The sequence below is a fragment of the Pseudoalteromonas sp. T1lg88 genome, from assembly GCF_002964765.1.
In the GTDB taxonomy this organism is placed as follows: Bacteria; Pseudomonadota; Gammaproteobacteria; order Enterobacterales; family Alteromonadaceae; genus Pseudoalteromonas.
In genome coordinates this window covers 751,557-774,453 of sequence record NZ_PQCF01000032.1, presented here as the reverse complement: position 1 = coordinate 774,453, position 22,897 = coordinate 751,557, and the positions used below count along the sequence as shown (strand labels likewise).

Genomic DNA, 22,897 nt, shown 5'->3' with positions numbered 1-22,897 from the left:
TATGCCCAGTTATGCCAATCGCTATATTAGTAATCTGACCCGTGATACCTATGCGCTGATCCTCGCCGGTGGCCGAGGCTCGCGTTTGCACGAGCTAACCGACTGGCGCGCCAAGCCTGCGGTGTATTTTGGCGGCAAACACAGAATTATCGACTTTCCGCTGTCAAACTGCATAAACTCGGGTATTCGTCGCGTGGGGGTAGCAACACAATATAAGTCGCACTCGCTTATTCGCCATGTGCAGCGCGCTTGGGGGCATTTTAAAAAGGAACTGGGTGAGTCGGTGGAGATTTTACCTGCATCGCAGCGTTATGGCGACGAATGGTATTGTGGCACCGCCGATGCGGTATTCCAGAACATGGATATTATTCGCCATGAACTGCCTCGCTACGTGATGATTTTATCCGGCGACCATGTTTATCGCATGGACTACGGCGCACTGATAGCCAAGCACGTTGAAACCGGCGCCGATATGACTGTGTGTTGCATCGAGGTGGACAGCCAGGACGCTGCCAATACCTTTGGGGTGATGACGGTGGATGAACATAATCAAATTCGTCGCTTTGATGAAAAGCCTCCGGTGCCCAATGAAATTCCAGGTAAACCGGGTCGCTGTTTGGCTTCGATGGGTAACTATGTGTTTAATACCGAGTTCCTGTTTGAGCAGTTGCACAAGGATGCGCAAAACTCGGGCTCGGGCCGTGACTTCGGCCATGACATTATCCCCGCCATTATCGACCAGCATAAGGTATTTGCCTTTCCCTTTACCGACCCGAATATGTCTGGTCAGCCTTACTGGCGTGATGTGGGTACATTGGACTCTTTCTGGGAGGCGAATATGGAGTTGGTATCGCCAGAGCCAAAGCTTGACCTTTACGACCCTAGCTGGCCTATTTGGACGTATCAGGAGCAACTGCCACCGGCAAAATTTATCTTCGATGATGACGAACGCCGCGGCATGGCGGTGGACTCCACGGTTTCAGGCGGCTGTATTATTTCCGGTTCAAGGGTGCGTAAATCCCTGTTGTTCTCCAATGTCTATGTGCATTCTTACTGTGAAATTGAAGAGGCCGTGGTGCTGCCCGGAGTTGTGGTAAACCGCAATTGCCGGATCAAAAGGGCGATTATCGATCGCAGCTGTAAGATACCGGCGGGCTTACACATAGGCCTAGATCACGAGCAGGATCGCGCCAACGGTTTCAGGGTATCAACAAACGGCATCGTGCTGGTGACCAGAGATATGCTCGCGGCCTTGGCGGCCAAAACCAACAGCGGCGCGCAGCAAAGGGCCTAGTTGTTATGAGTGCAGTATTATTTGTAAGTAGCGAAAGCGCCGCCATCAGCGGCGCCAAGGTGGGCGGCGTTGCCGATGTGGTTGCCGAGGTATCAACAGCCTTGGCCCGTATCAAGAGTGCATCAGCTACGTCGGTGCAGGTGGTGCTTCCTGAGTACGCCTGTCTGACACTGGCCGAGCGCACGCTTTGCGGTCAATACTCGGTGAACTTTGCCGGCCATCAATTGACCTTAAGTTTATATCGGGTGCTGGTGGCGCAGGGGGTCACTCACTATGTGCTCAGTCATCCTTGGCTTAATAGCGCCGAGGTGTATCACAATGACACGGATAATCGCCCCTTTGCTGCAGATGCCAGCAAGTTCGCATTATTTTGTTTGGGGGTGGCCGAGGCGATAAAGCAGGGTGCCTTTGGCGAACTGGATGTGCTGCATCTGCATGACTGGCACAGCGCCACCTTGGCGGTGCTAAGGGCGTTTGCGCCTCAGTATGAGTGCTTGCAAGGGTTGCGCACCGTTTATACCGTGCATAACCTGGCGCTGCAGGGCACAAGACCATTTAGCGGCGATGAGTCATCGCTGCAAACCTGGTTTCCCTGGTTGGGTTACGACGGACAGCAAATCTGCGATCCTCACTATCAGCATTGCTATAACCCGATGCGTGCGGCCATTACTTTGTGCGATAAAATTCACCTGGTGTCGCCAACTTATGTTGAGGAAGTATTGCAACCGAGCGACCCAGAGCGGGGCTTTATCGGCGGTGAGGGCTTAGAGGGTGAGTTGCAAAAGGCCCATCAGCAAGGTCGTTTGGTTGGCATATTAAACGGCTGCGATTATGAACAAGAAGCCGCTTCTTATCCGCATAAGGCGCTTTGGCCATTAACGCAGCAGGCGCTGTTTACGGCCATGGCCAAGCTGCCACAGCTGAGCAGCGGCCACTATATTGCTCATGTGCGCATGCAGCAATGGCAGCAGTTGCAAATCAAACCCTGGCTTGGTTCGGTGGGACGGGTGACGTCGCAAAAGGTCGCCTTGTTAGCGCAGCGCTTGGCGAAGCCAAGGGCATCGTCAGATGGAACTTTAGTTATCGATGCGGTGCTCGATGAACTAGCCAAAGAACAAAAGCATTTTATTATGCTCGGCTCTGGCGACTCTTATTATGAGCAGCTCCTGACTCAAGCCATGGCCAGACATGATAATTTCCTTTTTATCAACGGCTTTTCCCTGGCGCTTAGTGATGCCATCTATGAGCTGTGTGAGCTCTTCTTTATGCCCAGCTCGTTTGAGCCCTGTGGTATCAGCCAGATGCTGGCCCTGCGCAGCGGTACTCCTTGTCTGGTGCACGGTGTTGGTGGCTTAAAGGACACGGTCAAAGAAGGAGAGAGCGGCTTTGTATTTAATGGCGACAGCCCAACAGAGCAAGGTGAGCAACTACTGGCGTGCCTTACTCGCGCTCTGGACATGCACAAAGATCAGCCCCAGGATTGGCAACAGCTATGCGCAAATGCCAGAGAATGTCGCTTTAGCTGGCATGAGGCCGCCAAAGCCTATTTAAGCGAGCTCTATGGCGGTTAAAGCGCTTTAGTATTGCGCAGCCATATCCTTTATTCCCGATTCTGACACCGGTGCGAACATTTGCTCGGCTCGGTGTCAGAACAAGACCTTCTCCCCACATTCTCAAAAACGCGGATAAGTAAAAACGGATCAATCCAGCGCGTTTTGGCACGCTGTGTAATACACAAAAACGGCTTGATTATGTGGTAATAAGAGATAGGTTACCGATATTAAGTGGCAAAAATTGATTACATAGCCAGCCACGCAAGGCTCGAATAAGTGAAGGCACGTTTTTTCTGGCTCGTTTCTAGATTGCGTGTGAACAAAACACCTGATAACTTATTGCTATTATTGAATAAAAATTTAATTGGTGGGAAAGGTTAGGGTTGTGGATAACTTCCTTAACCGGGAATTCGCACTAATAAGCTGTTATGTTTTTCACAAGGAAGGAGTCAATTATGACAAATGTGCACAAAAATATTATTTCATTTCTATTAGGTAGTTCTTTTGCTTACATCTTTGCATGGCTATCTGGTGTTGTGGCAGCCATGCCTGTCCCAGAGTTTCTTCAGCCATATAACGAATTCGTAGTTTCCTACTATTCCAACATTTTAATCGTGTTATTTGCTTCAATACTATCTTTCATTATTGTGTTAGTTGTACGCAAAGTATTTACGTTCTTCTCTAAGCAAAACTTATTTTATTTTGCTCTACCAATAGTTTTATTCTTAGTCTCTATGTTTGTGTTTTTAAGCTTTGCTATAGCCCCTCTAATGTACGCGGCAATTCCAACGTTACTGGTTGCCTTAATGTTAAGCAGTGGTGTACAAAAAACATAACAAGGCAATTATGTGTGGGACGTCTAAAGCTTGGCTGGCGCTCATTCTTCGCTAATTTTAGCCAAGCTTAATACGCCCCATATTGCAGCGTTATATGCCAAGGGGGATGGCGTGAAAAATTTCATTATTGGTTGTTTTGTTGGAATTCTATTTTGCTCTATTGCTTTCTATTTCGTGCTAAAACAAGAGCAAGAAAACAAATTCAAGCTAGGTCAAACTCATGGGTTTGTTCATGGTCAGTCGAAAACAATAGAATTGTTATCACCATATTTGCCAGCCGTTTCCTCAGCAGAAGAAGTTCAGGTACTTTTCTCAGTCAAAACTACAGATATAGTGTTGTATAAGGAAAGCGGTAAACAAACCATCGGTATCCGCGAGTAGTTGGCATATAGCAAGGCAGTTTAAAAAAGGACACAAAACAGCAGGCTTGTGCTCCTTCGTCGCTAATTTTAGCCTGCTATTTTGTGCCGTTTACGGCAAGCGTTATATAGCTAGGAAGCATTGATGAAAATTTATGGATATGCGAAAGCAAATCAAAATGAGCTATTAGAATTATCTGAAGTCACAATAAGCTCAAACCCTGAAACATTAAGAACGATAGCTTCATTTATAAATAAAATGGCTCAAGAAATCGAAGAAAAAGGAGTCGATTTTGAGCATGAGCATTTTAAGGATTATATAGAAGAACTTAACCAAGAATCTCCAGATATAATTGTACATTCAAACGCTATATAACAAGCTGTTTGTGGATGGGACTCGTACTGGTTTGCTCGGGTTCGTTTTTCACTAAGTATGGCAAGCCAATACTCGCCCCATAACAAGGCGTTATACGCACATGGAGAAGCAATGAAAAAATTAGTGCCCCTGTTACTTTTTATCCCTTTGTTCGCTTTCGCTGAGGAAGAAGTAGACTGTGAAAAAGCGTGGACGACACTCGCGATTAATCAGTGTATGCATAAAGATCTGGTAGCGGCTGAGAAGGTAATGGCTAAGTACTTGGCGAAGAGCCTAGAGAGATATGCACAAGACAATGTATCAGCAATTGCAATTCAAAAAGGCCAGGACGCCTGGTTGAGTTATCGCGAAGCACATTGTGGAGCAGTTTATGACACTTGGCGTGATGGCACCATCAGGACTGCTATGGGGCTGGGTTGCAAATTAGAATTAACTCATCAAAGAACGGCTGTTTTGTGGCAGTCATTTTTAACTTATGTTGATTCAACCCCTCCTTTGCTTCCCGAGCCTAACTCATATGAACCAAAGTCATATTAAAAGTGCATATAGCAGGCGCCGAAACCACAGGACGCCAAACAGCGAGCCTGTGCTACTTTTGATGGGGAAGACCAATTTCATTCTGGAGGGGTAAGTGCAAGAGTTTGATAGAAAGGCTCATTGGCAAAACGTCTATGAGCACAAAGAAGTGACTGAAGTCAGCTGGTTTCAAGCAAAGTCGGCCCTCTCCCTTGAGCTTATAGCCAACAGTCACCTCGAACCCTCTGCTCCGATCATAGACGTAGGTGGGGGAGCGTCGGTGCTGGTCGATCAACTGCTTGATCAGGGGTACACAAATCTTACCGTACTGGATATATCCGGTGCGGCATTGGCTAAATCGGCAAAGCGTCTGGGAGAAAAAGCCGGCGCGGTCAATTGGCTTGAGTCTGACGTTACCGCTTTCTCGCCGGATAGTCAGGTTGCACTTTGGCACGACCGGGCGGTGTTCCACTTCTTAACGGACGCTGCAGAGCGTCAGCGTTACGTGGGGGCGTTGAAAAAAACTCTGCGCCTGGGCGGTCATCTAATTATTGCTGCTTTTGCAATCGGTGGCCCTGAAAAATGCAGCGGATTGCCTATAGTTCAATATGATGCTGCAAAGCTGATAGCCGAGCTTGGGCCGGAGTTCAGGCTGCTTGAGGAACGAATAGAGGAGCATATCACCCCGGCCCAAAGGGTGCAGAAATTTGCCTATTTCCGCTTTGAGCGTATCGTAGAAAACGAAATATATTAAGTGCTTGCAGGCGAAGTTTGACCCGCTGCGCATCCTTACTTTCACAAGGGCAGATCGCCTCTGAACCTCGGCGTTGGCCCTTGACAGTCGGAACGACTTCTTATGGGTACAGGTAAGCAAGACAATTCAGGAGTCACCCGATTACCGAAGGAATTTGCTGATCGGCTGACCAACCCCTTTGTGCGCTTCTTGCGTATTGAGTCAGCGGGTGGGGCCATTCTTCTATTTTTCACTGTTGCCGCACTCATTGTATCCAACTCACCGTGGGCTGACTCGTTCGAACACGTATGGGAGACACAGATAGGTCTTCAGCTTGGTTCATTCGAGTTTGCCCGTTCACTGCGGGAATGGATCAATGATGGCCTGATGACGCTGTTTTTCTTTCTTGTCGCATTGGAACTTAAGCGGGAGTTGGTTCTCGGCGAGTTGAGCAAGCCCCGCATGGCCGCGTTATCCATAGTCGCTGCGCTGGGCGGTATGATCGTTCCCGCTGCGATCTATCTGGCACTGCAATCAGGACAGCCCGGCCAGCATGGATGGGGCACTGTCATGGCAACTGACACAGCGTTTGTTATCGGTTGCCTCGCCCTGCTTGGCTCACGCGTTCCTCAAAGCTTAAGGGTGTTTATGCTGTCGTTAGCGATTGTTGACGATATCGGCGCCATACTGGTCGTCGCAATCGGCTACAGCAGTGATATTGCCTGGTGGCCCTTGGTGATGGCTGCGCTTGGCCTGGTGAGTATCCGCGTAATTGCAATGCTCGGTTTTCGTGGTTTTCCTTTGTACTTTCTCGTGGGCCTGGTTATCTGGCTTGCCGTGGATGCATCCGGGATCCACGCTACCATCACAGGCGTGATGCTCGGCCTGATGACGCCGGCGCGTCGATGGGTCAGCGATAAGCGGTTGTACGCGATATTGGGTCAGGTTATTGCGCATCCAGCAAGCAGTGAAAGCAGCGGCGATACCAAGGATCGACAAACATTACAGATGGCCGAAATTGCCGTGCGTGAAACGCTATCTCCAGTGGAGCGTCTGGAGATGGCGCTACATCCCTGGGTTGGTTTTTTCATCATGCCCCTGTTCGCATTTGCGAACTCTGGATTGCCACTCACGTTCAGCGAAGTAGAAAGCTTGCTCGCAGTGGCGATTTTCCTAGGCTTCGTGCTTGGTAAGCCTATTGGTATCCTGTTGTTCTGTTGGCTGGCTATACGTTTGCACATCGCCATTCGCCCACCTGAACTTAGCTGGAGGGTATTGGCCGGGGGGAGCCTGCTCGCCGGGATCGGCTTCACCATGGCGCTGTTCATTGCGAACATAGCTTTCGATAAGAGCCTGATTGACAGTGCTAAGCTGGGAATCTTCCTCGCATCCGTTTTCTCTGCGGTGGCTGGGCTAGCTCTTTTGATGCGATTGCCTGTACGTGTAGAAACTCCTTGAGTGTGTCACAAATGGCAGCGCTTTATACCCGTTTGGAACGGTGATAACGGATGCCGTTTCTGTTGTTATTGGCGCTGAAAAAGACGTGAAAAATATCGCGCCTTTTAACTTTAACTTTCTGTGTCCTCAATTACTGAACTTTATTCTTAAGACCTTCGTAAAACACGTTGTTTGCAAATACAGTCACAATGTTATGGAGTGGGCATGAATCGCATTAACCCGGCTAAATTACACCATAGTAAGTGGACAGCAGTTAAGCCGATGAATCGAGAAAAGCATTTCTTAGTATCAGAAATTGAGTTCGACGAGGAGGGTTCTGTGATTTCCTGTAAATTGGAAGCGGTTCTGTCCAAGAACGAGTATTTAATAGACTGGACTGAATTGAAAAGCCAAGAGCAATGGGTTCAAGGTTGGAAATAACCGCAACCCACGCAAAACACCTTAATGCCGCATTATCAACATCTTAAAAGCAGGCGCAAAAAAGCCTGCGTTGGGCAGGCTTAATGTGAGTGAAAAGGGCGTTTAGCCGTTTTCTAACGCGTATTGCTTACAGGCATCCGTGTCCACACATTCGCCATACAGGTAAAGTGAGTGGTTGGTCAATTTAATGCCATTGCTGTGGGCGATTTCAAGCTGACGCTGTTCGATCATCTCGTCTTCGAATTCGATTACGCGACCACATTTTAAACACACCAGGTGATCGTGGTGGGTCGAGCCGGCAAGTTCAAACACTGATTTGCCGCCTTCAAAGTGGTGGCGGGTAACGATGCCGGCATCGTCAAACTGGTTTAGGACGCGATACACAGTTGCCAGACCGATTTCTTCACTGTTATCGAGCAGGATTTTATAGACATCCTCGGCGCTGATATGTTGGTTATCAGGGCATTGGAGGATCTCCAAAATTTTAATCCGCGGAAGCGTGACCTTGAGGCCTGCTTTTTTGAGCTCTAGGTTATGATCAGTCATTCAACTTGTTCTCAATTATGATTCTTTTTTGTGCACCTGAGGCGGACTTTGCCTTGGTGCGCGCGACGCATTTAAAAATTAACAATAACGTGCTTCGAGGGCAAGTGTAAAGCCAAGTTAAACTTGCCCAGCAAAGACTTAGTCAGCTAATTCGGCCAGGCACATTTCTTCATGAATTTGTGCGCACCACTGCTTCACGCGTTGCTCGGTAAGCTCTGGCTGGCGGTCTTCGTCGATACCCAGGCCCACAAAGTGGTTGTCATCAATCATGCCTTTTGACGCTTCGAAGTCATAACCTTCGGTAGACCAGTGACCGACAACGATGGCACCACGCTCGGTGATGATGTCGTTGATCATGCCCATGGCGTCAAGGAAGTACTCGGCATAGTCTTCCTGATCACCACAACCGAAGATGGCGCAAAGTTTACCTTCAAAGTCGATGGCTTCTAGTTCAGGGAAAAAGTCATCCCAGTCACACTGAGCTTCACCATAGTACCAAGTAGGGATACCAAATAGCAGCAGGTCAAACTCTGCGATCTCTTCTTTACTACTTTTTGCGATATCGTGCACGGCGACCAATTTCTTGCCGAGCTCTTTTTGGATCATTTTTGCTACGTGTTCAGTGTTACCCGTGTCGCTACCAAAAAATATACCTACACTTGCCATGAATAAATAACCTTTTATGTATCTATAGCCAATCGTTCTTGCAAAATGGTTTCAATCAACGCACTGCGGCTAATATTTTGCGCATCCGCCATATCGTTTAGTGCTTGATACAGCTGTGATGAAACTTTAAATTCGACGCGTTTTAAGCCTCGCGCTTTATCGCGCTTAAGCTGATTTCGCTTATTTACTTTTAACTGTAACTCCCGTGGGAGCGGGTTTGTTTTTGGACGACCCGGACGTCGCTCGTACTCGAATAAATCGAGTGTCGTTCTATCTTGCTCTGACTTGGCCATGGTTAACCCACACCTGCTCCTTGCCAAAACACCTGGATCAGGCCCTTAGCGATAAAGCCGGAACAGCCTAAAAATAATACAAGCCATACCACGTAGCGGCCAAATTTAGGCACATTGCCTTTTTTCAAAACGTCTTGAATAGCCATGCCGATAAAGAAGAAGATGCCAGCAAGGCCAAAATATAACCCAAGGGTATCCAGTCCATTTATAAATTGGTCGACCATTTACTGCTACCTATTTGGAAAACGGCGCGCATTGTAGCACATAAAAAATGAATAATTTAGGCATAATGCGCGTTTCGACTCACATCAGTATAGTGCCTTTAGCACTTTAATTTATTGATATGGATTAACGAGTTAAAAAATCAACTATGGACTTATTAACCGCCACCGGTTTTTCCGCGTGCAACCAGTGCCCGGCACCTTGAATCACCTTGGCCTTGGCCTTGGGAAACAAGCGCATAATCTCATCGCGGTGCGCGGCTTCGATATAATCAGAGTCACCGCCCTTGATAAAGAGTGTATCGCACAAACAAGAATCATTTGCAACTGGAGTTCCGAGGATTTGCGGGTATTCTGCACTGAGAACTGGCAGGTTAAATTGCCAGTTCAGCGTCCCGGCGTCTGTTTTACTTAAACTCTTGGCCAAAAACTGACGCACGCCCATCGCATCTATATATTCGCTCATCAGTGCATCGGCTTCGCTGCGCGAGTGTACGGCGCTGTTGGCCACCGCCTGTAATGCTTTAAAGATGGCGTCATGACGGGAGTGATAGGCAACCGGCGCAATGTCTAAAACCACAAGCTTATCAACGCATTCGGGTTTAGTGAGCGCGACCTGCATGGCGACTTTACCGCCCATGGAGTGGCCAACCAAATGCGCTTTTTCAATGCCCAGGTGTGCGAGCAGGGCGATAATGTCATCGGCCATGGCCGGATAATTCATATCCTTGCTATGGAATGAACGGCCGTGGTTGCGCACATCCACATTAACTACATGAAAGTGTTCACCCAGTGCCCGGGCAACCACCTTTAAATTGTCGAGTGAGCCAAACAGGCCATGGATAACGATAACGCTCGGTGCCTGTGTGGCACTTAATCCGCTTTGTTCATAATTAAGTAACATAGATATGCCAATTTGGGGTTAGAAAAACGCAGGAATTGTGCCCGAGCTAAGGGCCTTTTTGCAACCTTGATGGTGATTCAACAGGCATGATAATGCCGATATGATGATCTGTATGCCCTAGCTTATTCACTTAACTTGGGTATAATTCTGCCATGCGTGAAAGACACGGCAGTAATGACAGGAATATCATGAAAAAAATAGAAATAGACGACGAGCTATATCAATATATCGCCAGCAACACCCAAAGTATTGGCGAGAGTGCCTCCACTATTTTGCGTCGTTTATTGAATCTGCACAATGCCGGTGCCGACTCGGTCCCAGCGCCCGCAACGCCAGTTGCCTCGACAGACAAGCCATCTATGGCAACGACCGAAACAGCCTCACCTGCACCAAGTGCACCGGCAAAAGAGCAGGCCAGTGATCAGGGCTCTGTATTCGATATTCTGAATAAAGAAGAGCTGGCGATGCAAAAAGGTGTGGTGGGTCGCTTCTTATTTATTCTGGCAGCGTTTCATCGCAGTCATAAGGGCACCTTTGAGCGTGTTTTGAATATCAAGGGTCGTGATCGTCGCTACTTTGCTACCAGCAAAGAAGAGCTCCAAGCCAGCGGCAGCAGCCTGAATCCAAAGAATATAGACGACAGCCCCTACTGGGTCATGACCAACTCTAACACCACGCGCAAGAAAATGATGCTGCATGAAGTGGCGTTGGAACTAGGTTATAGCAAAGAACAAGCTGAAATCATTCGCGACTATCTATAAGGAACCAAGCATGGCCGTTCACCCAAACGCTGGAAAAACCGCTCCTCAGTCAGAGCTAATTAATGTGCCTAAACTGATGAGTGCGTATTATTTGCACGAGCCCGATGTTGAGCAATACCCTGAACAGCGTGTGGCATTTGGTACCTCGGGCCATCGTGGCTGCTCCTTAAATACCCAGTTTAATGAATCGCATATTCTCGCCATTACCCAGGCTATTTGTGATTACCGTAAACAAAACAATATCTTCGGTCCCTTGTTCCTGGGCAAAGACACTCATGCCTTGTCAGAGGCAGCGTTTAATTCCGCCATTGAGGTCTTGGTTGCCAATGAAGTGCAGATTATTACCCAGGAAGGGGAAGACTACACGCCAACGCCGGTGATAAGCCACGCCGTGGTCAGCCATAACAAGGCGCACCCAAGCGAATTAGCCGATGGCATAGTGGTGACGCCGTCACACAATCCTCCTGAGGATGGTGGCTTTAAATACAACCCGCCTAACGGCGGCCCGGCGGACACAGAAATCACCAAATGGATTGAAGACAGAGCGAATCAACTGCTGGCGGAAGACCTGGTTGAAGTCGAGCTGTTTCCTTATGTAAAGGCGGTGCGTTCCGGTTTTATCAAGTATGTGGACCTGCAAACCCCGTATGTGGAAGATCTTGTCAACGTTGTGGACATGCAGGCTATCGCCAAATCTGGCATTAGCTTAGGCATTGACCCGCTGGGTGGATCGGGTATCAATTACTGGCCGCTAATCGCCAAACGCTATGGTCTGAACCTGACCGTAGTGAACGATGTAGTTGACCCGCGTTTTGCCTTTATGCCGCAAGACAAGGACGGCAAAATCCGTATGGATTGCTCGTCACCTTACGCCATGACCAATCTTATCGGCCTTAAAGATAAATTCGATATCGGTATAGGCAACGATCCGGACTATGACCGTCACGGCATTGTCACCAAAGATGGTTTGATGAACCCTAACCACTTCCTGGCGGTGGCTATCGACTACCTGTTAACGCACCGTGATTGGCCGGCAGACGTTAAAGTGGGTAAGACCCTGGTATCAAGCGCTATTATCGACAAGGTGGTGGCCAGCCATGGTAAAGAACTGGTTGAAGTGCCGGTGGGCATGAAATGGTTTGTAGAGGGTCTGCACAGCAGTGCTTTATGTTTTGGCGGTGAAGAAAGTGCCGGCGCGGCGTTTTTACGCATCGACGGCTCGGTGTGGTGTACGGATAAAGACGGCTTTATCATGGGCCTGTTGGCCGCTGAGATCTTGGCGGTGACCGGCAAATCGCCGTCGCAGTATTATCGCGACTTGGTCGCCAAGTTTGGTGAGCCGCTTTACAAACGCATCGATGCTCCTGCAAATTCTGAGCAAAAACAAAAACTTAAAGCTCTTAGTGGTGATGATATCAAGGCTACCGAGTTGGCTGGCGAACTTATCATCGCTAAGTTGACCGAAGCGCCGGGCAATCATGCCGCTATCGGTGGCCTTAAGGTGGTCACCGAAAACGGTTGGTTTGCGGCGCGACCTTCGGGCACCGAAGATATCTATAAAATCTACTTTGAATCCTTTAAGGGCGAGCAGCATTTGGCGCAATTAGAACAAGCCGCCGTTGAGCTGGTTAACGCCAGCATTGCTTAATCCCAATTTTTATATAAAGCCAGTCGTTTGACTGGCTTTTTGCTATCTAAACTTTGCCACCAGGCGGTGGCAGCACATCGAGAAGGTGTATTATGTATTTACAACGTCTTCAGCAAAGTGGCGACTTCCTCGGCATTACTCGAGAAAATGAATTCACTTTGGCGCCAGAGCAGTTCACTCTTGATAATGGTACTCATGTAAAGGTCCTTGACACTGGGGTGATCCAATTCGAGCCGAAGGACTATGGCCACAAGGATTTTATCTTCTCCAGCGCTGTGCACGGCAACGAAACTGCGCCCATTGAAATCTGCGATCAGCTGATCCGCGCTATTATTGCCGGTACCTTGGAATTGACTCATCGCGTAATGTTTATCTTTGGCAATCCCAAGTCCATTAATATTGGCGAGCGTTTTGTTGATGAAAACCTTAATCGCCTGTTTTGTGGCAAACACAGCGTTGGCGAGGTAACCAACCCAGAGCGTGAGCGTGCGAAAAAGCTCGAAGAATATGTGGAAGCGTTTTTTACAGCGCCAGGCGAGGGCCGTTATCGCGCCCATTATGACCTGCATACCGCTATTCGCGACTCTAAAAATGAAAAGTTTGCTGTTTACCCGTTTTTACACGGCAAAGCGCACAAGCGTGAACAGCTGCAGTTCTTATTAAGCTGTGGCGTACAAACCGTATTGCTGATGGCCGAGCCAGCCTCTACCTTTAGCTATTTCTCATCGCGCCACTTTGGTGCCGATGCCTTTACCATAGAATTAGGTAAGGTGCGCCCATTTGGTGAAAACGATATGGCCCGCTTTGAAAAGACCAAGGTGACCTTGGCGAACTTGATCAGCCAAAATGAGGTGAGCTATCCGCCACTGCGCGCAGAAGACGTTGAGCTGTTCTCTGTGTATCGCACCATTAATCGCCAACATGAAGACTTCTCCTTCACCTTTTCTGACGATGTGCCTAACTTCACGGGCTTTGCTAAAGGTGAGTTACTTGGCCACGACGGTGGTGAAGAAATACGCGCCGAAGTTGAGGGAGAAGCCATTATTTTCCCTAACGCTCAGGTGGCCCTGGGGCAGCGTGCTTTGCTGACCGTTATCCCCACCGAATTGTCCGACGAATTTATCTGATCTGACCACTTCGCCTCATAATATCCAACTATTACAGTGTGTTATGAGGCGTACACCGAACTTGCCAACCCCATGTTATGAATGATGCAATTATTCGACTATGATTAGTTGAATAAGCCTTTACGTTGACGTAAAGTGGCGGCAGCATAATTTAAACTAGGCACCATGTGTAGAAATATTATTCTGCATATTCACTGCGGTTGAATTGTTTATTTCAATTTTTCGCCCACGCAGAAGCCACAATAACAAACCTGTGCCTAGTGACATGACAACAAGAGAAGGGAAGGTTATGACTAACCCCAATAACGTTTCGTTGAATATCAGTCACGAACTAGCGTTCATTGACAGCCACGCGCTTAATATACCCACTTACCGTGTCCTTAATGAGCAAGGTACTGTAAGCGAAGGCGCCACCGTGCCTGAAATCGATCAAGATACGGCACTAAAAATTTATGACACCATGCGCTTTATCCGCGCCCTGGATGAGCGTATGCAAGCGGCACAACGTCAAGGTCGTGTTAGCTTCTATATGCAGTGTCTAGGTGAAGAAGCGGCGGTTACCGCCAGTGCTGCGGCTTTGGATGATAACGACATGATCATGGCGCAATACCGCGAGCAAGCGGCGCTGCGTTACCGTGGTTTTACCCTAGAACAGTTTATGAACCAGATGTTCTCTAACGAGCTGGACCTGGGTAAGGGCCGTCAGATGCCTATCCACTATGGTTCAAATGAACTGAACTATATGACCATCTCTTCGCCGCTGGGCACACAAATTCCGCAAGCGAGCGGTTATGCTTACGGCCAGAAAATTAAGCATATCAATAAGCAAAGTGGCGAGCTTGATAGCGAAATCGATAACATCACCATTTGTTACTTCGGTGAAGGTGCGGCCTCAGAGGGCGACTTCCACGCCGGTCTGAACATGGCGGCGGTGCATAAAGCACCGGTGATCTTCTTCGCCCGTAACAATGGCTATGCGATTTCTACGCCTGCGGAAGAGCAGTTTGCCGGTGACGGTATTGCCTCGCGCGGTGTCGGTTATGGCATTAAAACCATTCGTGTTGATGGTGGTGATGCCCTTGCCGTGTATGCAGCGACTAAAGCGGCGCGCGATCACGCCACTAAAACCGGTGAGCCTGTGCTTATCGAGTCTTTGGCGTATCGTTTGGGTGCACACTCAACGTCGGATGATCCAAGTGGTTACCGCTCGAAAGATGAAGAAGCAAGCTACCGCGAAAATTGCCCGGTGGCCCGTTTCCGTACCTGGCTTGTGGCTCAAGGTTGGTTAAACGAGCAAGAAGACGAGCAGGTGAAAGAGCAGGTACGTGAGCAGATTCTTGATGCCCTTAAGGTTGCCGAGAAAGTAGCTAAGCCACCGCTTGAAGATTTGATCAGCGATGTGTATGACACGCCAATTCCAAGCCTGCAGGCGCAATATGAGCAATTAAAATCTCATATTAAGAAGTACCCGGACGCTTACCCAATTACAGCAGGGAGAATCAAATAATGAAAACAATGAATATGCTCCATGCCATTAACTCAGCCCTGGATATCACCATGGCCGAGAATGACCACGCCTGTATTTTTGGTGAAGACGTGGGTTATTTCGGTGGTGTGTTCCGCGCCACTTCTGGCCTGCAGGAAAAATACGGTAAGCACCGTGTTTTCAACACACCGCTAACCGAGCAGGGTATTGCCGGTTTCGCCAATGGTCTTGCCGCCTTCGGTGCGCCGGCCATTGCCGAAATTCAATTTGCCGATTATATCTTCCCGGCCTTTGACCAAATCGTTAACGAGTCGGCTAAGTTCCGTTACCGCAGTGGTAATGAATTTAATGTGGGTAACCTGACCATACGTACTCCGTACGGCGGTGGTATTGCCGGTGGTTTGTACCACTCGCAATCACCTGAAGCCTATTTTGCCCATACTCCGGGTCTGAAAATCGTTGTGCCACGCGATCCGTACCAGGCCAAGGGCCTACTGCGTGCGGCCATTAAAGACGATAACCCAGTGATCTTCTTTGAGCCTAAGCGCCTATACCGTGCTTCGGTAGGTGAAGTACCGGAAGAGGATTACAGCATCGAGCTTGGCAAGGCCGAGGTTGTGCAAGAAGGTAAAGACGTAACCGTGCTGGCCTGGGGTGCACAGATGGAAATCATCAGTGCTGCTGCCGAGAAAGCCAAAGAGCAGGGCATTAGCGTTGAACTAATCGACCTTCGCAGCATCTTGCCTTGGGATGTCGAAACCGTTGCCAACTCGGTGAAGAAAACCGGCCGTTTGGTGGTCAGCCACGAAGCGCCTATTACCAATGGTTTTGGTGCCGAGATTGTTGCCACCATTCAGCAAGAGTGTTTCTTGCACCTAGAGTCGCCGATTGCGCGCGTATGTGGTCTTGATACTCCATATCCGTTGGCATTAGAAAAAGAATATATCCCAGATGCCTTAAAGGTATTCGAGGCGATTAAAAACGCGGTTGAGTTTTAAGGGGCTGACATGGCTAAAGATTTTATCCTACCAGATATCGGCGAAGGTATCGTCGAGTGTGAAGTGGTTGAATGGCTTGTTGCCGTGGGCGATGTGGTTAAAGAAGACCAGCCAATTTGTGACGTAATGACGGACAAGGCGCTGGTTCAGATCCCTGCGGTACATGATGGCGTGATCACAGAGCTTTACTATGCCAAGGGCGATATCGCCAAGGTGCATGCCCCCTTGTTTGCCATGGATGTGGCCGGTGAGGAAAGCAGCGCAGCTGCAGCACCGGTTGCCGAACAAGCGACTGAAGCAGCACCTGCGGCTCAAAGCGCTTCCCAAGGTGGCGCCCTTGAAGACTTTATTCTGCCGGATATCGGTGAAGGTATCGTCGAGTGTGAAGTGGTTGAGTGGCTTATCAGCGAAGGCGATGAGATCAAAGAAGACCAGCCCGTTTGTGACGTAATGACAGATAAGGCTTTGGTACAGATCCCCGCCAAGTACGATGGCAAGGTGATGAAGCTGTATTACCAAAAAGGTGATATTGCCAAGGTGCACAGCCCATTATTCCAGATGGAAATCGCCGGTTCATCAGCGAATGCTGCAAACACTGCTGCGGCTCCCGCTGTTCAAGCAGCCGCACCAGCACAAACAGCCAATGCCGATAAGCCATCAAGCGAACCTGTAGCCCAAGGTAAAGCCCTGGCTTCACCTGCGGTGCGCCGTCGTGCGCGTGAACTGGATGTGGATATCAGCACGGTTCCTGGCTCAGGCAAAAATGGTCGTGTATTCAAAGAAGATATCGAGCGCTTTATTGCCGGTGGTGCATCCGCTAAGCCTGCAGAGCAAGCAAGCGCAGCGCCTGCAGCTGTGGTAAGCGGTGGTACACGGGTCGAGCCGATTAAGGGCATGAAGGCGGCAATGGCCAAGCAGATGGTGCGCTCGGTGTCGACTATTCCGCATTTCACCTACAGTGATGAAATCGATTTGACCGATCTGATCGCCCTGCGCGGTGGCCTAAAAGATGAGTATAAGCAACAAGGTGTGAAACTCACCATGATGCCATTCTTCATCAAGGCATTGTCATTGGCGATGAAGGAATTCCCGATCCTCAATGCCCAGGTGAATGATGATTGCACCGAATTAACGTATTTTGACGATCACAACATTGGTATGGCCGTTGACTCTAAATTGGGTCTATTGGTACCAAACGTGAAGCAGGTACAGAACAAGTCTATTGTTGATGTGGCTAACGAAGTAACGCGTCTTACGGACAGCGCCCGTGAAGGTCGTGTAGCGCCGGCGGATCTTAAGTCTGGCACCATTTCGATTTCGAATATCGGCGCCATCGGCGGTACTACGGCGACGCCTATTATCAACAAGCCTGAGGTGGCGATTGTGGCCCTGGGTAAGCTGCAGCATTTGCCGCGCTTTAACGCCAAGGGCGAAGTTGAGGCTCGTGCCATTATGCAGGTTAGCTGGTCTGGCGACCACCGCGTAATCGATGGCGGCACCATTGCCCGCTTCAACAACTTGTGGAAAGACTACCTAGAGCAACCGACAAAAATGTTGATGGCGATGAGCTAAAACTGGTCTAACCAGTTGTTCCTGTTATGAAAAACCAGCTTCGGCTGGTTTTTTTTATGCGAGGATTGAATTATCATCTCATAAGCCTTTGTTCTTAAGGTAAATATGCGAGCTAGAAACTAATTCGCACATTGGAATTAACAATAATATATAGGATCTGCTATGGAATATTTTATGGAAGCGCTAAAGCGATACGCTGATTTTTCTGGCCGTACTCGCCGTAAAGGCTATTGGATGTTTATCCTTTTCTACCTTATTTTCTCTATCGTTACGGTAGTGATTGATGCCGTACTTGGCACTGCGTTTGTCGGTATGATTTACTCGCTTGCGCTATTGATCCCAAGCTTGGCAATCGGTGCGCGTCGTCTTCATGACACTGGCCGCTCAGGTTGGTGGCAGTTACTTTACTTCCTACCGCTTATCGGTTTTATCGTACTTCTTATCTTCTTCGTACAAGATAGCCAAGACGGTGACAACGACCACGGTCCAAATCCAAAAGATGCTGCTTTAGAAGGCGCTGCCATCTAATCTTAGCGAATGAAAAAAGCCGGTTTTAAAACCGGCTTTTTTTATGTCTTTGGTATATCAGCTCACCTATTTGGCGCGCTGGAACTCAGAATTAGCATACCACTTTGGCCATTGCTCTTGTTGTGAGATATCAAAACCCACCTTGTAGAACAATTGCAGGTCTTGTACCGCGCCGGAAAGATCCCACTCATCGCGGTAACGGTCGCAAGGCTGATGATAACAACCACGCAGTACCAGGCTCATGCGCTTACGGTATTGAGCGGTTTCTTCGTCGCGGGCTTCACTGCCGCCGCCAGCGTACATGGCTGGAACACCCAGGTTGGCAAAAGCGAAGTGATCCGAGCGGTAGTAACCACCGGAGCTTGGCTTAGGATCGCCGGAAATGGTGCGCTCCTGCATTTTCGCGGCTTCACCTAGCATATCGTCGAGCTCAGATTTACCCATGCCAACGACGCTGACATCTTTAACCTTACCAAGCAGGTTTAAGCTATCCATATTGATATTGGCCACGGTTTTGTCTGTGGCAATAATCGGATTAGCGGCATAGTATTTGGCGCCCAGCAGGCCTTGCTCTTCGGCGGTGACCGCCAAGAAGGTGATGGAGCGATCTGGGTGACGCGGTAACTTGGTGAAGGCTTCGGCCACTTCAATCATGCCGCCTGTGCCGGTAGCGTTATCATGGGCACCGTTATAAATCTGGTCGCCTTTACGGTTTTTATCCGTACCCAGGTGATCCCAGTGGGCCGAGTAGATAATGTGCTCGTCCGGCTTTTTACTGCCCGGGAGGGTGGCGATAAAGTTGTACGAGACCGACTTTTTGATTTCGCTGTTTACCTCAATGCTGGCAGTCAGGTCACCCATATCCACATGGTAGGCGCCCTCGGCGGCACGTTGCTTGGCCTGCTCGAAATCAAGACCGGCCTTGGTGAATAGCTCCTTGGCCACATCTACAGTAACCCAGCCCTCAACGGCAACGCGGTCCATATTGTTGTTGTCTTTTTGGAAGCCAAACTGTGGGCCACTCCAAGAGTTCTCAACCACGGACCAAGGGTAGGAGGCCGGTGCGGTTTCATGCACTATGATGGCGCCGGCGGCACCTTGACGGCTGGCTTCTTCAAACTTGTATGTCCAGCGGCCGTAGTAGGTCATGGCATCGCCGGTAAAGAGTTCCGGATTCTTGGTGGCAAAGCCAGGGTCGTTCACCAGCATAACCACGGTTTTGCCTTTCACATCCAGGCCTTCGTAGTCGTTCCAATTGTATTCTGGGGCATTCACACCATAGCCAACAAACACTAGCTTGGAATCTTTAATGCTTTCTTTGGCACTGATACGGCTGGTGCCCATTACCATGTCTTTTTTGTATTGGTAGTCTTTGCCACCAATGTGCAGGGCCATATTGGCATCGGCCTCGATCGAGACCAAAGGCACTTGTTGTAAAAAGCTGTCACCGTTACCAGGCTGATAACCCAGAGCTTTAAATTGCTCGGTTAAATAAGCCAAGGTTAGCTCTTCGCCTTTAGAAGAAGGGGCACGGCCACCGAATTCATCAGAGGCTAGAGTTTTGACATGCGTGGCCAATTGCTCGGCATTGATACTGTTCCAACCAGCCATTACATCCTGGTTGCTGATCTGTGTGCTCGCACAGCCGGCAAGAATAGCCGCGCTGACTAGAGTCAAAGGAAAATAGCGTTTCATAATTATTGGTTTCATTGCTATAAGACCCAGCCAGTATAAGGATAGCGGTAAAATTAAACCAGTTTTTGCGCTAAACTACGCAAAATTTACGCCTAATAATCGCAGTAATGAAACGTTTTACCCCTTTTGAATACTGGCAAACCGCCTGTTTGCAAAGCGGCGCCTTCGCCCATTTAAATGCGCTTTTTGCTCTGGACCAATTTACGGATTGGCCGACCTTGGACCAGCTTAATCGCCACACTTTAGTTAACGCTAATAAAGTGCCTCTTAAGTTTATTGATAACGCTGAGTTTGAACAGGATGGGCGTTATTACGAGTCTTTTATTTATGAAACCGGCAAGGTGCCGACCCGTCAGCATAACTGGCACGACCTTTTTGGTGCCTTTATGTGGCACCTGTTTCCAAAAACCAAGGCCTTGTTGAATCGTTTGCATATCGATGAAATGGCGGCACAGCAGGGCACCCAGCGCAGCAAGATGCGCAATGCCCTGACGCTTTTCGACGAATGTGCGGTGATCTTAGCTGTGACGGACTCAAGTTGGATTGAGGCATTTCGTGAGCACCAATGGCATGAGGTGTTCGTGACGCGCCGCGAGCAGTGGCAGCGCGAAATCCGTGCTTACACCTTTGGTCATGCGAATTATGAAATGCTGACCCAGCCCTTTATTGGCTTAACCGGCAAAGCCCTGTTTGTGCCTGTGAGTCCTGATATATTTTGTAAAGATTTAGCGAGCCAATACAACTACCTAGATGAGCGCCTCTATGAGATGATAGCGACAGATAGGGTGTTGGCGGATAACTCAGCCATGTCGCCACTGCCATTACTGGGGGTGCCGCAATGGTATGAGGACAATAATAACGCCGATTTTTATGCCAATACCGACTACTTTAGGCCAAAACGAAGGAAGAATAACAAATGATAAGCGTGAACGGGCTTAAGAAGAAGTTCAAGCTCACCAAGGATCATAAAAAAGGGATCAGCGAGACACAGCAAGACCCACGCGAAAAAAAGATTATTTTCATTCCGTCCGTGATGTGCATTTTCATTGCGAACAAGGTGAAGTCTTGGGCCTGCTTGGACCTAACGGTGCCGGTAAAACCACCACCTTGCGTATGCTCTCAACGGCGCTTAAACCCGATGAAGGCAGTATCGAAGTCGGTGGTGTTGATTTAGTGAGGAAACCTTTGGCCGGGCGTAAGGCTATCGGATTTTTATCCGGCTCAACCGGGCTCTATGGTCGTTTGACCGCCAAAGAAAATGTCGAATATTTTGCCAAATTGCATGGCATGAAAGGGGCCGAGCTTAAGCAACGTTGCGATGAGCTGTTTACCCTGCTTGATATGCACAGCTTTTTGGATAAACGTGCCGATAATCTCTCCACCGGTATGAAGCAAAAAACCAATATTGCCCGCGCCGTGGTGCACAGACCTAAGGTGGTGATCCTGGATGAGCCGACCACGGGCCTGGATATTATGACCACACAAACGGTGATCAATTTTATTAAAAGCCTAAAAGAGCAGGGCACACCCGTGGTGTTCTCAACCCATCACCTCGACGAAGTGGCGTTGCTGTGTGACCGCGTTTCTGTGATTGACCAGGGGCTCACCTGTTTTGATGGCACCTTGGCGGCCTTTAAACAACAAGGCCGAAGTGAGGAGTTAAACCAGGCGTTTATGAATATTCTTGAGGAACATCGTCATGTTTGAAGTATTTTTAAAGGAAATAAAAGAGCTGTTACGTGACAGAAAAACCCTGATGTTTGTTGTCGCTTTGCCGCTACTGATCTTCCCTGTTATTTTTGCTGTGGTTGGCTACATGATGGCAATGGCTAATCTGGAGGCGGAGCAGGAAGTTCATAAGGTGTATATCATTGGCGCTGAGGCGGCACCAGAGTTTACCGACAGCGTCAAATACCATAAGAACTTTGAACTGATCAGCGCCGACTACGCAAATAAGAATGACATTATTCAGGCAATCCAGAATGAAGAGCTGGATGTGGGGATAGTGATTCAAGCCAAGGCGCAACCGGCGAGTCGGGAACAAACCACCTGGCAGGTGATTTATAACGATTCTGCGCGCATCAATTATCTGTTTAGATATATCGAAGAGTTAAAAGAGCAATACCAAAGCAAGGTGCAAACTCAGTCCTTTAACGAACTTGGTGTGAGCAAGGAAAGTGAGATGGAGTATCTTATATCTCCCATCAAACTGGAGAAGGTAGATACGGCAGATGCACGTGAAAGCTGGGGTGAAAAAATTGGTGTACTGCTGCCATACCTGTTGATCCCCATTGTACTGACAGGTGCAGTCTACCCAGCCATCGACCTGGGCGCCGGTGAGAAAGAGCGCGGCACGCTGGAAACCCTGTTACTTACTCCGATCTCCAGAACCAACATAGTCTTGGGTAAGTTCTTGACCGTATTGTCCGCGTCCCTGGCAACCGCCAGTCTCAGCATACTCAGTATGGGGCTATGGCTATTCGTGGCGCGTACCTTTGTCAATGTCAGTGAGTTCACCTTAGCGCTATCGCATATAACCTTTGTTGAGCTTCTCGCTATGCTGTCATTGCTTATCCCCTTAGCGGCGATGTTCTCAAGTGTTGTGCTGTCTATTTCTATCTATGCACGCACCTTTAAGGAAGCGCAAAACTACATGGGCCCCTTGTCTATGCTGGTCTTTATTCCTGTGATGATCTCGGTGATGCCGAATATGGAACTCACCTATAAAACCGCATTTATTCCGGTGACTAATGTGGCCTTAGCAATCAAAGAGCTGTTAAAGGGCACCAGTGAGATAGGCATACTGGCGGTGATCGTTGGCTCTAGCATACTGCTCGCGGTCGGCCTGTTAGCCTTTTGTGTGCGCTGGTTTAATCAAGAAAAGGTATTGTTCAGATAACAAAGGTA

At 48.8% G+C, this 22,897-nt stretch carries 24 protein-coding genes and 1 pseudogene; 19 read left to right on the top strand and 6 right to left on the bottom strand.

Annotated features, from left to right (window positions below):
* Position 1 precedes the first annotated feature (1 nt).
* The 9 genes from glgC to C2M34_RS15045 all read left to right on the top strand — a co-directional run bounded on the left by glgC (position 2) and on the right by C2M34_RS15045 (position 7,545).
* On the top strand, positions 2-1,294 hold the full coding sequence (gene glgC / locus C2M34_RS15085) for a glucose-1-phosphate adenylyltransferase (protein ID WP_105199866.1): 1,293 nt from the start codon (positions 2-4) through the stop codon (positions 1,292-1,294).
* A gap of 5 nt (positions 1,295-1,299) precedes the next feature.
* Complete coding sequence (locus C2M34_RS15080; protein ID WP_105259223.1) at positions 1,300-2,865, top strand: glycogen synthase; 1,566 nt, start codon at positions 1,300-1,302, stop codon at positions 2,863-2,865.
* A 437-nt stretch (positions 2,866-3,302) separates the two neighbouring features.
* Positions 3,303-3,683, top strand: coding sequence for a hypothetical protein (locus C2M34_RS15075; protein WP_105259222.1), 381 nt, complete (start codon positions 3,303-3,305; stop codon positions 3,681-3,683).
* A 30-nt stretch (positions 3,684-3,713) separates the two neighbouring features.
* On the top strand, positions 3,714-4,064 hold the full coding sequence (locus tag C2M34_RS15070) for a hypothetical protein (protein ID WP_105259221.1): 351 nt from the start codon (positions 3,714-3,716) through the stop codon (positions 4,062-4,064).
* A gap of 123 nt (positions 4,065-4,187) precedes the next feature.
* Positions 4,188-4,418, top strand: coding sequence for an Imm32 family immunity protein (locus C2M34_RS15065; protein ID WP_105259220.1), 231 nt, complete (start codon positions 4,188-4,190; stop codon positions 4,416-4,418).
* 111 nt (positions 4,419-4,529) lie between these two features.
* Positions 4,530-4,955 (top strand): lysozyme inhibitor LprI family protein, encoded by a 426-nt coding sequence (locus C2M34_RS15060; protein WP_105259219.1) that lies wholly within the window; start codon positions 4,530-4,532, stop codon positions 4,953-4,955.
* A gap of 94 nt (positions 4,956-5,049) precedes the next feature.
* Entirely contained in the window at positions 5,050-5,688 is a 639-nt protein-coding gene (locus tag C2M34_RS15055) for a class I SAM-dependent methyltransferase (protein ID WP_105259218.1), read from the top strand.
* 102 nt (positions 5,689-5,790) lie between these two features.
* Positions 5,791-7,125, top strand: coding sequence for a Na+/H+ antiporter NhaA (gene nhaA, locus C2M34_RS15050; RefSeq protein WP_105259217.1), 1,335 nt, complete (start codon positions 5,791-5,793; stop codon positions 7,123-7,125).
* Positions 7,126-7,329: 204 nt separating this feature from the next.
* On the top strand, positions 7,330-7,545 hold the full coding sequence (locus C2M34_RS15045; protein ID WP_105199872.1) for a TIGR02450 family Trp-rich protein: 216 nt from the start codon (positions 7,330-7,332) through the stop codon (positions 7,543-7,545).
* Between the two features lie 102 nt (positions 7,546-7,647).
* Here the strand turns inward: C2M34_RS15045 and fur are convergent, their stop codons facing one another.
* From fur to C2M34_RS15020, 5 genes are all read right to left on the bottom strand, one after another.
* The gene (fur, locus tag C2M34_RS15040; RefSeq protein WP_105199873.1) at positions 7,648-8,091 is read right to left on the bottom strand and encodes a ferric iron uptake transcriptional regulator; all 444 of its coding nucleotides are present in this window, start codon (positions 8,089-8,091) and stop codon (positions 7,648-7,650) included.
* A 138-nt stretch (positions 8,092-8,229) separates the two neighbouring features.
* Positions 8,230-8,757, bottom strand: a complete 528-nt coding sequence (gene fldA / locus C2M34_RS15035) for a flavodoxin FldA (protein ID WP_105199874.1) — start codon at positions 8,755-8,757, stop codon at positions 8,230-8,232.
* Between the two features lie 14 nt (positions 8,758-8,771).
* Positions 8,772-9,050, bottom strand: a complete 279-nt coding sequence (gene ybfE, locus C2M34_RS15030) for a LexA regulated protein (RefSeq protein ID WP_105199875.1) — start codon at positions 9,048-9,050, stop codon at positions 8,772-8,774.
* 2 nt (positions 9,051-9,052) lie between these two features.
* On the bottom strand, positions 9,053-9,274 hold the full coding sequence (locus tag C2M34_RS15025) for a DUF2788 domain-containing protein (protein WP_105199876.1): 222 nt from the start codon (positions 9,272-9,274) through the stop codon (positions 9,053-9,055).
* A 124-nt stretch (positions 9,275-9,398) separates the two neighbouring features.
* Entirely contained in the window at positions 9,399-10,175 is a 777-nt protein-coding gene (locus tag C2M34_RS15020) for an alpha/beta fold hydrolase (protein ID WP_105199877.1), read from the bottom strand.
* 188 nt (positions 10,176-10,363) lie between these two features.
* Here C2M34_RS15020 and seqA point away from each other — a divergent pair, with 188 nt between their 5' ends.
* From seqA to C2M34_RS14985, 7 genes are all read left to right on the top strand, one after another.
* Entirely contained in the window at positions 10,364-10,936 is a 573-nt protein-coding gene (gene seqA / locus C2M34_RS15015; protein WP_105259216.1) for a replication initiation negative regulator SeqA, read from the top strand.
* A gap of 10 nt (positions 10,937-10,946) precedes the next feature.
* Positions 10,947-12,584 (top strand): phosphoglucomutase (alpha-D-glucose-1,6-bisphosphate-dependent), encoded by a 1,638-nt coding sequence (pgm, locus tag C2M34_RS15010; protein WP_105259215.1) that lies wholly within the window; start codon positions 10,947-10,949, stop codon positions 12,582-12,584.
* Between the two features lie 92 nt (positions 12,585-12,676).
* A complete protein-coding gene (gene astE, locus C2M34_RS15005; protein ID WP_105259214.1) occupies positions 12,677-13,711 on the top strand; it encodes a succinylglutamate desuccinylase in 1,035 nt (344 codons plus the stop codon).
* A gap of 289 nt (positions 13,712-14,000) precedes the next feature.
* Positions 14,001-15,218, top strand: coding sequence for a thiamine pyrophosphate-dependent dehydrogenase E1 component subunit alpha (locus C2M34_RS15000; protein WP_105199880.1), 1,218 nt, complete (start codon positions 14,001-14,003; stop codon positions 15,216-15,218).
* The gene (locus tag C2M34_RS14995) at positions 15,218-16,195 is read left to right on the top strand and encodes an alpha-ketoacid dehydrogenase subunit beta (protein WP_105189631.1); all 978 of its coding nucleotides are present in this window, start codon (positions 15,218-15,220) and stop codon (positions 16,193-16,195) included. The genes C2M34_RS15000 and C2M34_RS14995 overlap by 1 nt, the downstream gene beginning before the upstream one ends.
* A 9-nt stretch (positions 16,196-16,204) precedes the next feature.
* Positions 16,205-17,767, top strand: coding sequence for a dihydrolipoyllysine-residue acetyltransferase (locus C2M34_RS14990; RefSeq protein ID WP_105259213.1), 1,563 nt, complete (start codon positions 16,205-16,207; stop codon positions 17,765-17,767).
* 162 nt (positions 17,768-17,929) lie between these two features.
* Positions 17,930-18,295: a DUF805 domain-containing protein gene (locus tag C2M34_RS14985; RefSeq protein ID WP_105199882.1), complete on the top strand. Its 366-nt coding sequence runs from the start codon at positions 17,930-17,932 to the stop codon at positions 18,293-18,295.
* 66 nt (positions 18,296-18,361) lie between these two features.
* On the opposite strand, the gene C2M34_RS14980 is transcribed toward C2M34_RS14985, so the two are convergent.
* Positions 18,362-19,990: a M28 family metallopeptidase gene (locus C2M34_RS14980; RefSeq protein ID WP_105259212.1), complete on the bottom strand. Its 1,629-nt coding sequence runs from the start codon at positions 19,988-19,990 to the stop codon at positions 18,362-18,364.
* Positions 19,991-20,097: 107 nt separating this feature from the next.
* Between C2M34_RS14980 and C2M34_RS14975 the strand changes: the two genes are divergently transcribed.
* From C2M34_RS14975 to C2M34_RS14965, 3 genes and pseudogenes are all read left to right on the top strand, one after another.
* Positions 20,098-20,910, top strand: a complete 813-nt coding sequence (locus tag C2M34_RS14975; protein ID WP_105259211.1) for a DUF3025 domain-containing protein — start codon at positions 20,098-20,100, stop codon at positions 20,908-20,910.
* A gap of 136 nt (positions 20,911-21,046) precedes the next feature.
* A pseudogene (locus tag C2M34_RS14970) lies at positions 21,047-21,697 on the top strand (ABC transporter ATP-binding protein); the annotation flags it as partial.
* Positions 21,690-22,889 (top strand): ABC transporter permease, encoded by a 1,200-nt coding sequence (locus tag C2M34_RS14965; RefSeq protein WP_105259210.1) that lies wholly within the window; start codon positions 21,690-21,692, stop codon positions 22,887-22,889. The pseudogene C2M34_RS14970 and the gene C2M34_RS14965, both read left to right, overlap by 8 nt.
* Positions 22,890-22,897 lie beyond the last annotated feature (8 nt).